Below are 12229 nucleotides of genomic sequence, written 5' to 3' on the forward strand. Positions count from 1 at the left end.
TGGGTGGACATAATAGGCTTAACACCAACTATAAAATCACTCAACTCAACCGAAAGTGCGTCATGAACATCTAGATATTTAGTCCCCCGTGCTTTGGGATTACTGATAATGTCAAACTCCTTTCCGTTGCCAACATTATCAATTTTCGTTGTTGTGCATGCCGACAAAATAATGGCTGTCGCAATTAAAAAATAGTTTTTTTAAACATTCTTCATGTCCCCTAGATTTACGTATGAGTATAGATAAGATATAAATCATTTTTCATAATATCAAAAAATGCGATGCCTTGTGTTTTCCATATTGGCATCTATTTTATATTCTTAAAGGAGTGAAAGTCAGCTGTTTTTCGTCTATAGAGGTTGAAAAACTAATTAGCCTAACGTCTTCAATTCGCTCTAAGCTAACCTTAACTTTTTCAATAAATTAAGGCCAGCTAGTATCATATTGAGAATACTGGTGATGAAAGTCTCGTTTACTTGTTAGTTAGTCGCGATTGCGACCCAGCTTGTCGTGGCTACTGACCCAGTGGCCTCCGATAACTGCACAACCCAAGGATATATCCCCAGCTAACACTGTGGCGGCGACAATTTCAGCCAGTTTGTTGGCTTTGCCTTGGCCATAACAACCAAGTAATTCAAGGCATTCTTTTTGCGTGGGCAGTCCTGTTCCGCCGCCGTAAGTTGCTACTATCAAAGAAGGCAGGGTCACCGACATATAGATGTCGCCATTTTCTAGCAATTCATGGGCTAATAACCCCGCATGAGATTCCACTACGTTGGCTTCGTCTTGACCTGTGGCAATAAACATTGAAGCAATGCCATTGGCAGAGTGGGGGCCATTGTAAGCAGCACCGGCCATCATGGCTCCGGTATTGGCTAACACAGTCGCCCGTGCCAACGTTTTGGTATCAACCTTCATGATTTTTTTAAGTACGGCCTTTTTTAGCACTACTTCAGCAATCACGCGTTTGCCACGAGAATGCAGCATATTCAGATGAGAGTGCTTTTTGTCGGTGTCCATGTTACCCGAGAGTAAATATTCACATTGGTGTGGATAGTTAGCACAAATCCATTCACAAGCAGCCAATGTGGCTTTGCCGACCATGTTCTGCCCAGCGGCATCACCCGTTGTATAGTTGAACCTCAGGTATTTAGTTTTCGAAACTGACCACTGTTGAATATGTTCCAACTGGCCAATGCGGGTGGTGGTTTCAGCCGCTGTTTTTATCTCATCAAAGTGTTCAGTTATCCAATGCCCGAAGTCTCTGGCCTCTCGGGCATCGGCAAATATAAAGGCTGGGGCCCTTTGCATAAATTGTTCTACTACTGTGGTTTTTACCCCGCCACATTCGTTTATAACCCGCATACCCCGGCTGTAACTGGCTACCAAGGTGCCCTCGGTGGTCGCTAGTGGAACATAGAATAACCCCTGTGCATATTCACCGTTTACTTGAATCGGCCCAGCTATGCCCACTGGCAACTGTACTACGCCGATAAAGTTCTCTACATTGCCTGGTAGTAGGCTTGGATCTACTGAATAGTGCCCAGTGTTATTTAATGTGGCGCCGGTTTTTTCGGTTAAAAACTGCCTTCTTTTTTCGGCCCATTCATGACTATGGTCATTCATAGTGTTGCGAGGTATGCGGTTAGGGTCACTCATAGTTATATTTCCTTAAGTAAAATAACGCTTCCTTTACACAGTTCTAGGTGCCTTAGGTTTATTAGTCGTTAACGCAAGTTGATATGGGTATATATATGCAGCTATGCAGGAGTGAGGCCAAACTGTAAGCCTCTATTTTTATGGCTTTTTCGTTGTTCAGCTTGGTAATAACTGAATAAATAGCTGCACCAGAAAATATCCTCCTTGCACTATCATGGGACCTATCTCAATCTTTAGTAATAGGGTTCGGTTATAAATTATGAGGCAGTAAGGTTAAATTAAAATGACAAGATTCACGGATAACGAGTATCCGCCGTCAAATTGCAATATGCATTGAGTTGACACTTTACAAATGACTTGTGCCGAGCTCGAAGGTAATGGCCTCCGCCAGTCTCAATCAGTTGAGCGGATAGGTTAGTTCAGATGTGGATACTACAATTTAGCTGAGACTATTTAATGAAGATTACTGACTGCCGCTGGTCAATTTTAAAATCGAATTCTCGTAAAAAATTCATGCCTAACAGGCCGTCGGCATTATCAAATTCACCCATGGGTAATATCACTACCGGTAGGTTTTCAACTGTGACATGACCAAAGGTTAATTCCCGAAATTGGTACATGCTGGCCATGATGCTGCCAGCGGCAGTACCTATGCTAAAGCGTCCTAGGTAATTCACTTTGTACCTGTTGCTTAATCGATTAAAATATTGCTTCGAAATTGCAGTGACTGACGCACCAGTATCAATCAATAATGAAACAGGGTTACCACTCAATGAACCTTGAATCACATATTGGTCGGCGTATTTCTTTAAATTAATGGCTCGACCTAAATCAACTTCATTATCTTGTTCGGGTGATTCGTCAATGGTTTCAGGCCGTTGTTGCGCCACTATTATCTGGCGTATTTTTTGCGCGTCAGGGTCGTTTAAGTCTAGTGATGCCAGCACATTCTCCATTAACGCTTCTTGATATAGCTCAGCATAGGCTTTAGCTAATGACAAAATATACAGTCGATTATCTGGGGCGAGTTGCAAAAGTGGCTCAATAAACATGGCCAACACATCCCACGAATAAATACGTGTAAGTTGTTCGATGGAATTATGGCTCAGAGTTTTAATTTGTAGCTCAATTTCACTTTGTTGAGCTGCGGTCATGGGGTTTCTTAATAAATCATAGTAGTGGGCAATTGCATCACTTAGTAAGGTTGTTTCGACTTTCATTTTTGCTTCGAGCAATAAAAAGTCCATATCTTGAGGGTGCTGCTTTAAATAGTTTTGTAACAGTAGGCTCAAATCAAGCATATTTTTACCTAGATACATCTGATTGGCCCTATTCAGTAACTCAGACCTGTCAGTGCTTTGCCAATCCTGATTTATAACGGCTTCTTGGGGGGCAGGCGTAACCGCTGGGGCTGAATTAAAGTTAGAGTTATCTTCAGCACTCTGTTCATCTGACATCTTGTTGGCTAAAGGATAAGCCGCTTGCTGTTGAGTCTTGTTTGGTTGCACAGAGTTGATGGAAGATGTGCCAAACAACAAGTACAAATTTAATCCTAATGAAAGGCATAACAATATGCTTAGCAGCGCTGTCCAGCTTTTCATAATAGTTTAATTAGTGCCCGCTGTGGCTACCACTGCTTGTCCATATACATCGCTAAACTGTTTGGGCATACGTTTAGGTCTACCCGAAGATAAAGCAATACACACAAACTCGGTGCGTGCGGTTAACAGTGTTTTTTGATCGCTACGGCGAATAAACTGAAAGTGCCGGGTTAACTTAAGCCTGTTGTCGCACTCTACTATCCAAGTGGCGCAATCAATTTGGTCATTCACATGGGCCGCAGCTAAATAATTGATTTCATGCCGACTGATGGCCATGCCTCTATCTAACGCCTGATATTGCTCAATAGTTAAGCCTAAGTGATTGGAGTGTGCCCAAGACGTCACTTCAAGCTGACTAACGTAGGCTACATTATTCGCGTGTTGATAATGATCAATCTGCTCGGGTTTGACTTGCCAGTTGTTGATAAACGGATTAGGAAGGATCCAAGACATTTAAAAACTACACATCTGGCAAAGGATTAGGCAAATTTGGATTGGCCAGTTGTAGCATGATTTGATGCTCTTTATCCACCACAGGCGTAATGAAGTCTTCTACATTACCCAAGTTTTTAAAGGCTTTAAAGCCCTTTTCAAGAAACTCGTGTAAGGCTATAACCCCTGCTAATTTTGCCGGTTTTCGTGAGATAAATAACAAGCTAGAAATGCCTTTCATTTTAACTACATCGGCTAAATCATGTCCCAAAGTACGGATGTAGTCGATTTGTTGTTGTCTGTTGGCAATATTGTCACAACTGACATAAGCACTGGCATAAGTGTCTCGATTTATCTCGGTATTGACTAACTTTCTGGCTAAATCAAAATCCAATTCAAAAGATAACGTATTGAGATGTAAAGCCGAGGCCAATGATTGTAGGGCTTTATCAGGTAGAAATTTTGACATCTTTGGCACGATACGCGCAATATCTTTATCGCGCTGGCTAAAATCGTAAGGCCCATAAAGTTCGTTAATAAAAAACTCAACAGCCGGTTTAAAACGTTTTTGTTGATACATGTGTTGATGTGTCACTAATAAACGTTTGCACTGCCAAGATTGTACCGCTCTGATGGTACTCATTATCTCGGCTTTTTCGGCAATTTCTTGCATAGTGTTCAGCCCATGTAAATGGCGAACAATTTGTTTAGTGTAGTCGGTCATTTTATTAAACTTATGCTGCCAAATACGTCGGCATCTATCCAGCCACGATTAGTGTCACCTTTTACCGGCTCGATCTTATGCGAGCCCATAAAATGCTCTCTTGTTGCGCTACCATCGTTATCACAATAGGCCAGCATAAAACCTATTTTTTGCGCGGTTTTTAAGGTGATTGCAGGTAAAGGTTGGCTGTCAGTGTAATTGTTAGGATACAGTTTGATTGCGACTTCCCAGATGATTTTGTCGAACTGCTTTTCATTGCGCTGCCAGCGGCTTGTTACGTGGTCGTTGTACATATGGACTTTTTTATCGTCGCCGATATCTGCGGTTTGGTTATCCAAGGCAATATGATAAGCGAAAGCACTGTGATTATATTGATGGTTGCCACCTGATGCATCACTATCGATAAAAACTTCTAAACAGTCATCGTCCCAATAATTGACTTTAGGATCGGCAATTTTATCAAACAAAATATCATCAGTGATCTCTGCTTGCAGATAGAGGTATTGGTTATCCCATAATAATTTATATCGTCCAGAAAAGTCGTCAGACGTGGGCAGTGAGTCGGCCATCAGATAAGACATGGGCTGCCATGTAGCAGTGTTCCATGTTTGCTCAGCAAGGCCGTCTATTTTAATAGGAGTGGCAGTATGTTTGACGTCAGTGGCACTCACTTGCGAGCAGAGAAATAACACATTGCAAAATAGAAATGTTTTAAACAAAAGATTTTCCCTAATATTGATATAAAAATATTTTTTCATAGCTTGGCGTAATCTTTGAGCGAAAACAATAGCCTTAGTGGCCGTAAGTACTAAATATTCAGCTAATGTTGGACGAGTACTGCACCTGAAGCCTTTTTATGTATAAAATGCCGCCCATATGAATATGAACACTGCCATATCTTGTGCTCCAACCCTTTCCCCGTTGTCTACAGCAGGGGCAATTTTGCATGTCTATCAAGACTTAATTGAATTATTCAACACTGGGTTTTCCGAGACTGAAAATACCGTGTTAGTTAAGGGCAACTCTGAACCTATCTACATTCCTGCTAAAAATGCCTCTGACTATCATCAAATTGTGTTTGCCCATGGCTATTTTGCCAGTGCATTACATGAAGTCGCCCATTGGTGTATTGCCGGCAAACAAAGGCGTTTGTTAGAAGATTATGGTTATTGGTATAGCCCCGATGGCAGAGATACTCAGCAGCAGTCTGAATTTGAAAAGGTAGAAGTTAAACCCCAAGCGATTGAATGGGCTTTCTCTTGTGCAGCAGGCAAAACGTTTGCTGTCAGCACCGATAATTTAAATGGCGCCCCAGCGGATACTCAAGGGTTTCAATCTGCAGTGAAGCAACAAGTGTTGCTGTATCTAGAACATGGTTTCCCTCCTCGTGCCGCACAGTTTATTTCGGTGTTACAGGCATTTTATCAAACCGGCAAATTACATAGGGAGTTGTTTGATGTCTAATCAAGCTAAACCTAGCAGGTTGTTTAAGTTAGGTTTGTTAGTTAATCCCTATGCTGGCATAGGAGGTGCCCTGGCGTTAAAGGGCAGTGACGGTGTTGAAATCCGCGAAAAAGCCTTAGCCATGGGAGCTGAAAAAAAAGCATTAGATAAAACCCGTATCGCTCTTGAGCATATTCTGCCAATTAAAGACCAAGTGCATTTTTATGTGGCATCGGGTGATATGGGCGAAACCTTGGCTAAGGAAATGGGGTTCAGCTACAGCGTGGTGTATCAACCGCAAAACAAACAAACAGAAAGCCAAGACTCAGAAGCAACTGCAAAAATCTTATTGGCTCAGCAGGTGGATTTAATTCTATTTGCAGGTGGTGATGGTACCGCACGTAATGTTTGTCATGTGGTGGGCAATATAGTGCCAGTTTTAGGTGTACCTGCTGGCTGTAAAATTCACTCTGGAGTGTATGCGATTACGCCAGCTGCTGCCGGTAGAGTCTTAAAACAAGTGATTAACGGTGAAATTGTCAGTGTTAGTGACGCAGAAGTCATGGACATCGACGAAGCATTATTTAGACAAGGTAGAGTGAATGCCCGTCAGTTTGGTGAAATGCAAGTGCCCACTGAACTGCGATATATTCAAGCGGTTAAAATGGGCGGTAAAGAGTCTGATGAATTAGTCTTAGCGGATATTGCGGCGCATATCATTGAAATCATCGAGGACAACCCAGAACAACTATTTGTCATGGGCTCGGGCTCTACAGTTGAATTTATTATGCAAGAGCTGGGCATTGAGAACACCTTATTAGGTGTTGATGTGATTAAGAATAAACAACTGATTGCCAGCGATGTGACCGCCAATCAATTATTAACACTGACTGCCAATCAAAACTGCAAGTTAGTGTTAACGCTAATTGGTGGGCAGGGGCATATCATCGGTCGCGGAAACCAACAATTAAGCGCGGATTTCTTAAAGGTATTAGGCAAAGAGAATATTTTGTTAATCGCCACCAAAAACAAAATATCTAACTTGTCAGGTCGGCCTTTGATTGTGGATTCTGGTGATCTTGTTGTTAATCAGCAATTATCAGGATTAGTCAGTATTATTACGGGGTACCATGACCAGGTGTTATACCCCATAGCCAATTTATAGGACAAAGTTTGACCTCATCCAACCAACAACAAAACGAACTCAGCTTGTTTATTCAACAAACAGAAAGCTACTTAGACCAAGTGGTAGAGCATGGAAGCGATCAACAGTTGTTTATTGCCAGCTATCTGCAAGGCCATTTTGCTGTAGAAGCTGGACAAAGCCAAGTTCAAGGCATGACACAAGTAGCACAACTGTCTGAGCTGATGAAAACAAGTTTGGACAATGCTTTTGCTAACAACGAACTTGTCGCTGATGATCAGCAGCAAGTGATAAGTTTATGGCAGTTACTTCTTACTACCTAACCTCAGTTCAGGTTGCTTAACTAATAATTTTCAGGATTTAGACTAAGGTATAGTTCACATAGTATGAAATTTGTACTATCATGCGCTTAATTTGATGCACTTTGCATCAATAGCAAAGGGAACTTAGCCAATGGACATTAATTCAATACTGCTAACACACGGAAATAGAACCTTTAAAGCCGACACAGAGGACGAATTAGGTGTTTTTATGCATGTAGGTGAATACAAAATTCATGTCCGTAAAGACGATGCCAGCCTTGCTATGGGTATGCTAGTGAATGAATTTCATCCGCTTATTGATAGTTTTAAAAAGATTTAGATTTTACTCTACAAACAAGCTTTTTTGCTCATTGTTTATATAAAGTAATGGGCATAGTATTACCATCAGCATACATATTTCCGCTTAATATATTGCCTCCAGAGCCCACCGTTAACTCTGCTTCTATTTCTAAACTCATTACAAATAAAAACGGCTCTACCCAATTTAACAGCACATCATTGCCTTGTATCAACCCCGTGCCGTTGCCAACGTTATTACCATAACTGTCATATTCTTGAAGCGTTACTTGATTGCCACTTTGTTCAAATACAAAAACATAACTACCCATTGCATTGGTGTAGTCCCATCGGCCAGCAAGGTTGCTCACTTGATTTGACTGTGAAGTGTTATCTGCAAAGTTCGTTTCTGACAACGTAGCTGATTGATTATCTAAATCCTGATTTAATTCGGCGTTTTTCGCTCTAAGTGCAGCTAATTCTTGTTCTGCTAACAGTTTTTGTTTTTCTTGGGCAATACGTAAATCATCAATTTCTTTTTGCAGTTTTAATGCCCTAATTTGTTTTTGCTGTGTTAGTTCTGACTGGCTGATCTCTGGTTTTTCGCTAAGTTTGGGTTGATTGTTAAAATTAAATCCACCAGTGGCCGCAAATAAACCTGTTACTGCAATGATTAATGACGTGATGGCAGTTAATACGCCGGTAAATGTTTGAAAGAATGACTTGTGGGGTTCGCTCATAGCAGTTCAGTCCATTATCAGAGTGGGCTTACTAATTAACATCTGGTTGAAAAGTATACACCTAAGTTGGAAAACTGAAAATGTCTGAGCTGAAATTGATAGGTATAAACTAAAGATCAGCCCTGCCGGCGAATCAGCCCCCTGACTAAAAAGCGATTAGGGTTTAACGCATCCAAGAGGTTGTTCGATAATGGCAAAGGCTCGTTCAATATCTGACTGACTAATAACTCGGCGCAAAGAGGCGCAGTGGTTAATCCTCTGGAACCTAAACCACAAAGCATAAAGAGGTTTTTATGGTTGATAGGCTGCGGGTAGTACTTGGCTGGTAAGGCTTTATACAAGTCTTGGTATTGTTCTGTTTGAATGTCGCTGTTGGGCACGGCTCCCACCATAGGCAAATGATCTGGGGTACTGCACCTTATTGCGGCTCGGCCACCTTGCATAGGTTGTATATCATTGATCCAGTCACAAATTTTTAGTGCTTGTTGATGCATTGACAAATTAGTTTGTTGCTCAGATAAACGGTAATCACAGTTTTTATCATCTTTAACATAGGTTGAGCCCAACGCATGGGACCCTTTCCAAGCGGGTGTTAGATAGCCCTTATGACATAACACGGTAGAAAGTTTGGCTAACTCGTTTTGACTATTGATGGCCTCCACTTGACCTCTGACTAAACGAAATGGCAATGCCGACATCTGCTCACAGTGTGGACTATCGCTACCCGTTGCCATGATCACAATATCAGCCTCAGACTGACCGCCATCTTGCCAACTCAGTTGCCATTTATCGTCTACCTGCTCTAGGCTGGTTAATTGTTTATTATTCGCAATGGTTGAGCCTGCTGCTTTGGTTAGTCCAGCGACTAGTTCGGGCAGGTTAATCCATCCACCTTGCTCAATAAATAACCCTGGGTAAGGTAAATCTACGTTAGCTAGCTGAGTCGCTTGCTGTGGTTCAACCCAATGTACCAGCGCGTCTGGCCATGTTTGGTTGTGAATTAATTTGCGATAACGAGTGGCCACTTTTTCGTTAAAGGCCAGTTGTAACGTCCCGCACCATTGGTGGCTAAAGTGAATACCTTGGCTTAATAATTGTCGATATTGCGTATTGGCAAAATTGAACGACAATCCATGAATTTGACTGGCGTGTCCTGCCTCTGCATTAAGTTGCGGGTAAAAACCACCTTGGGCATTGCCCGATGCGCCTTTGGCCAAAGCATCATCTTGGCAATAAACAGTGCATGCCAACCCTCTTTTACTTAGCGCGTAGGCACAGTTCGCCCCAGCCAATCCACCACCAATAATCGCAATTCTAGGTGATTTTTTTATAGTTGCCGGAATACGCGCAAAATAGGGCAGGCGACTTAGGTTCTCTGCGGACTTATCAATTGAACCCGCTAACATATCTCGTTTGCGTCCATGTGCCGGTTGTTTGTTTACAGTAAACCCGGCTTCTCTTAGGCCTCGTTTAACATGGCCTGCGGCGGTGAAAGTAGCAAACTGGCACTGATCTTTAGCCAGTAACGCCATGTTTTCAAATAAGCCTTGGGTCCACATTTCAGGATTTTTACTGGGCGCAAAACCATCAAGAAACCAAGTGTCGACTAGCCCTTGCGGCTTGTTTTCAATCTTAGGTAAAACCTCATGTACATCGCCTAACCACAAATCCAAGGTGACCTTGCCGTCAAGAAAACTCAAGCGGTGACATCCGGCTACAGTTATTGGGTATTGCGCAAGTAAAGCTTGTGAATATTGTTCTAGCTGAGGATACAGCGACAGTGCTTTGGTTAAATCTGCAACATTAATAGGAAATTTTTCAATAGAAATAAAATGTAACCTAAATTTAGAGCGCTGGTGTTGTTGCATAAACGTTTCGAAATACAACAGAGTGACTAAAAAATTCAGACCCGTGCCAAAACCGGTTTCCGCTATGTTAAACAGTGGCTCTTGCCAATTTTCCCAGCGCTCAAGTAGTTGATTATTCTTAATAAACACATGCACAGTTTCATCAATGCCTTGTGCATCAGAAAAATATAGGTCTTCAAATTCTGTGGCATAAGGGGTGCCATTTTCATTGAATCGAATGTTGGCGTTGGTAATAGTCAAAGCAAATAAACTCTATATTGTCGTGCGTAGGAAACTGTCGGGTATTATACAATTAAAGGTATGTACTTTTTCACAACAATCACAGTTATAATTTGCATGGACAGGTTTTTATATTTAAGCTAACACGTGTACGCTCAAAGCAGACCAGTTGGCTGAGTAAATTCATTAGAATATGGGCAAATTTTTCCTGAAGGGTTAATCATGAGAAGAGCGGTAATTACTGGACTGGGTATAGTATCTAGTATTGGTATCAATAAAGATGAAGTCACAACCTCTCTAAGAGAAGGTCGTTCGGGTATTACTTTTTCCGAAGAATTTGAACAAGCGGGTATGCGCAGTCAGGTTTGGGGGAAAGTGGATATCGATATTAAAGAACATATCGACCGTAAAATATTACGTTTTATGGGCGAAGCGGCAGGTTATGCATATATTGCTATGCAGCAAGCTATTGAAGATTCTGGCTTAACTGACGACATGGTGTCAGATGTTAGAACAGGCATCATTGCCGGTTCTGGTGGGGCGTCGTCTAAAAATCAGGTTGAAGCAATCGATATTTTGCGCGAAAAAGGCGTTAAACGTATTGGGCCGTATATGGTCACCCGTTGTATGGGCAGTACTGTTTCAGCATGTCTTGCCACACCGTTTAAAATCAAAGGTGTGAACTACTCAATAAGTTCAGCCTGTTCAACCAGTGCTCACTGTATTGGTAATGCCTTAGAGCAAATCCAATTAGGTAAACAAGACATTATTTTTGCTGGTGGTGGTGAAGAATTGCACTACACATTATCTGCAGAATTTGATGCCATGGGCGCCATGTCAACCAAGTATAACGATGATCCGACTAAAGCCTCTCGTACTTACGATGCAGATCGCGATGGTTTCGTTGGTGCTGGTGGCGGGGGTATGGTGGTAGTAGAAGAACTTGAACACGCCCTTGCGCGTGGTGCCAAAATTTACGCTGAAATTGTCGGTTATGGTGCCACATCAGACGGCGCGGATATGGTGGCTCCATCTGGTGAAGGTGCTGTACGTTGTATGCAACAAGCCATGCAAGGTTTAGATAATCCTATCGACTACATCAATACTCACGGCACATCTACACCTGTAGGTGATGTTAAAGAGCTTTGGGCTATTCGTGAAGTGTTTGGCGATACAACGCCACCACTTAGCGCCACAAAAGCCATGACAGGTCATGCGTTAGGTGCCGCTGGTGTAAATGAAGCGATTTACAGTATTTTGATGATGGAAAACGATTTTATCGCTCCTTCAATTAATATTGATACCTTAGACGAAAAAGCCGAAGGCATGGACGTTGTGACTGAAACCCGCGAAGGCGCGTTAACCACGGTAATGTCCAACAGCTTTGGTTTTGGTGGCACAAACGCCACTTTGGTCATGCAAAAGTATCAAGGGTAACCCAACCCTAAACATCGGATTGACGAATTCTATGTTGGATAAAAATGCCGCGCAGCTTATGAGTATACAGTAAAAATCATGTACATTCGCGAGTGAGTGAGTGGTAGGTATTTAATAATAAGGCTTTTGGTAGGTAATATTAACGTACACACTATGTATATCAAGTGTGTACGTTTTTTTTAATCATCGTATTTAACTATCCATCTAACTGATCTTCCGCATGGCGTCCTGATCCGGTAGCTGCTGAGATCAATTCCAGATGCTGACGCATAATGTCTTTATTTATCCAAGGCGCCAAAATTGCCTCCGTTCGTCCAGTACTCGGACAGACTGCACCAAAAAGGTAAGCATATTCAAATTGTT

12 protein-coding genes and 1 pseudogene are annotated in these 12229 nt (G+C 42.0%); 5 read left to right on the top strand and 8 right to left on the bottom strand.

Annotated features, from left to right (window positions below; translation table 11 throughout):
• Positions 1–483: 483 nt before the first annotated feature.
• The 5 genes from QZ488_RS19130 to QZ488_RS19150 form a co-directional block, all read right to left on the bottom strand.
• Positions 484–1659: a hydroxymethylglutaryl-CoA reductase gene (locus QZ488_RS19130; protein ID WP_293751742.1), complete on the bottom strand. Its 1176-nt coding sequence runs from the start codon at positions 1657–1659 to the stop codon at positions 484–486.
• A 449-nt stretch (positions 1660–2108) separates the two neighbouring features.
• Positions 2109–3260: a retropepsin-like aspartic protease gene (locus tag QZ488_RS19135; RefSeq protein ID WP_293751744.1), complete on the bottom strand. Its 1152-nt coding sequence runs from the start codon at positions 3258–3260 to the stop codon at positions 2109–2111.
• Between the two features lie 6 nt (positions 3261–3266).
• The gene (locus QZ488_RS19140; RefSeq protein WP_293751746.1) at positions 3267–3713 is read right to left on the bottom strand and encodes an acyl-CoA thioesterase; all 447 of its coding nucleotides are present in this window, start codon (positions 3711–3713) and stop codon (positions 3267–3269) included.
• Positions 3714–3720: 7 nt separating this feature from the next.
• Positions 3721–4416 carry a hypothetical protein gene (locus QZ488_RS19145; RefSeq protein ID WP_293751748.1) on the bottom strand — a complete coding sequence of 232 codons (696 nt, stop codon included), beginning with the start codon at positions 4414–4416 and terminating at the stop codon, positions 3721–3723.
• Positions 4413–5135: a CBM9 family sugar-binding protein gene (locus QZ488_RS19150; RefSeq protein WP_293751750.1), complete on the bottom strand. Its 723-nt coding sequence runs from the start codon at positions 5133–5135 to the stop codon at positions 4413–4415. Before QZ488_RS19150 ends, QZ488_RS19145 begins: the two co-directional genes overlap by 4 nt.
• Before the next feature lie 157 nt (positions 5136–5292).
• On the opposite strand from QZ488_RS19150, the gene QZ488_RS19155 reads away from it, so the two are divergent.
• The 4 genes from QZ488_RS19155 (at position 5293) to QZ488_RS19170 (ending at position 7645) form a co-directional block, all read left to right on the top strand.
• A complete protein-coding gene (locus tag QZ488_RS19155) occupies positions 5293–5880 on the top strand; it encodes an elongation factor P hydroxylase (protein ID WP_293751752.1) in 588 nt (195 codons plus the stop codon).
• On the top strand, positions 5873–7024 hold the full coding sequence (locus QZ488_RS19160; RefSeq protein ID WP_293751754.1) for an ATP-NAD kinase family protein: 1152 nt from the start codon (positions 5873–5875) through the stop codon (positions 7022–7024). The genes QZ488_RS19155 and QZ488_RS19160 overlap by 8 nt, the downstream gene beginning before the upstream one ends.
• An 8-nt stretch (positions 7025–7032) precedes the next feature.
• Positions 7033–7326, top strand: a complete 294-nt coding sequence (locus tag QZ488_RS19165) for a YfcL family protein (protein ID WP_293751756.1) — start codon at positions 7033–7035, stop codon at positions 7324–7326.
• A gap of 130 nt (positions 7327–7456) precedes the next feature.
• On the top strand, positions 7457–7645 hold the full coding sequence (locus QZ488_RS19170) for a hypothetical protein (protein WP_293751758.1): 189 nt from the start codon (positions 7457–7459) through the stop codon (positions 7643–7645).
• 28 nt (positions 7646–7673) lie between these two features.
• Here QZ488_RS19170 and QZ488_RS19175 read toward each other — a convergent pair whose 3' ends face one another.
• Positions 7674–8342, bottom strand: a complete 669-nt coding sequence (locus QZ488_RS19175; protein WP_293751760.1) for a hypothetical protein — start codon at positions 8340–8342, stop codon at positions 7674–7676.
• Between the two features lie 116 nt (positions 8343–8458).
• Positions 8459–10450 (bottom strand): bifunctional tRNA (5-methylaminomethyl-2-thiouridine)(34)-methyltransferase MnmD/FAD-dependent 5-carboxymethylaminomethyl-2-thiouridine(34) oxidoreductase MnmC, encoded by a 1992-nt coding sequence (mnmC, locus tag QZ488_RS19180; protein ID WP_293751762.1) that lies wholly within the window; start codon positions 10448–10450, stop codon positions 8459–8461.
• Between the two features lie 201 nt (positions 10451–10651).
• Between mnmC and fabB the strand changes: the two genes are divergently transcribed.
• Positions 10652–11866, top strand: coding sequence for a beta-ketoacyl-ACP synthase I (gene fabB / locus QZ488_RS19185; RefSeq protein ID WP_293751764.1), 1215 nt, complete (start codon positions 10652–10654; stop codon positions 11864–11866).
• Positions 11867–12065: 199 nt separating this feature from the next.
• On the opposite strand, the pseudogene QZ488_RS19190 reads toward fabB, so the two are convergent.
• Positions 12066–12229: pseudogene (locus tag QZ488_RS19190) on the bottom strand (IS630 family transposase); the annotation flags it as partial.

It is taken from the genome of uncultured Paraglaciecola sp. (genome assembly GCF_913020055.1).
GTDB lineage: Bacteria > Pseudomonadota > Gammaproteobacteria > Enterobacterales > Alteromonadaceae > Paraglaciecola.

What these genes read in the sequence shown, in the direction of transcription:
- QZ488_RS19130 (WP_293751742.1), bottom strand. Translation starts at nt 1,659, where the DNA reads ATGAGTGACCCTAACCGCATACCTCGCAACACTATGAATGACCATAGT.
- QZ488_RS19135 (WP_293751744.1), bottom strand. Translation starts at nt 3,260, where the DNA reads ATGAAAAGCTGGACAGCGCTGCTAAGCATATTGTTATGCCTTTCATTA.
- QZ488_RS19140 (WP_293751746.1), bottom strand. Translation starts at nt 3,713, where the DNA reads ATGTCTTGGATCCTTCCTAATCCGTTTATCAACAACTGGCAAGTCAAA.
- QZ488_RS19145 (WP_293751748.1), bottom strand. Translation starts at nt 4,416, where the DNA reads ATGACCGACTACACTAAACAAATTGTTCGCCATTTACATGGGCTGAAC.
- QZ488_RS19155 (WP_293751752.1), top strand. Translation starts at nt 5,293, where the DNA reads ATGAATATGAACACTGCCATATCTTGTGCTCCAACCCTTTCCCCGTTG.
- QZ488_RS19160 (WP_293751754.1), top strand. Translation starts at nt 5,873, where the DNA reads ATGTCTAATCAAGCTAAACCTAGCAGGTTGTTTAAGTTAGGTTTGTTA.
- QZ488_RS19170 (WP_293751758.1), top strand. Translation starts at nt 7,457, where the DNA reads ATGGACATTAATTCAATACTGCTAACACACGGAAATAGAACCTTTAAA.
- QZ488_RS19175 (WP_293751760.1), bottom strand. Translation starts at nt 8,342, where the DNA reads ATGAGCGAACCCCACAAGTCATTCTTTCAAACATTTACCGGCGTATTA.
- fabB (WP_293751764.1), top strand. Translation starts at nt 10,652, where the DNA reads ATGAGAAGAGCGGTAATTACTGGACTGGGTATAGTATCTAGTATTGGT.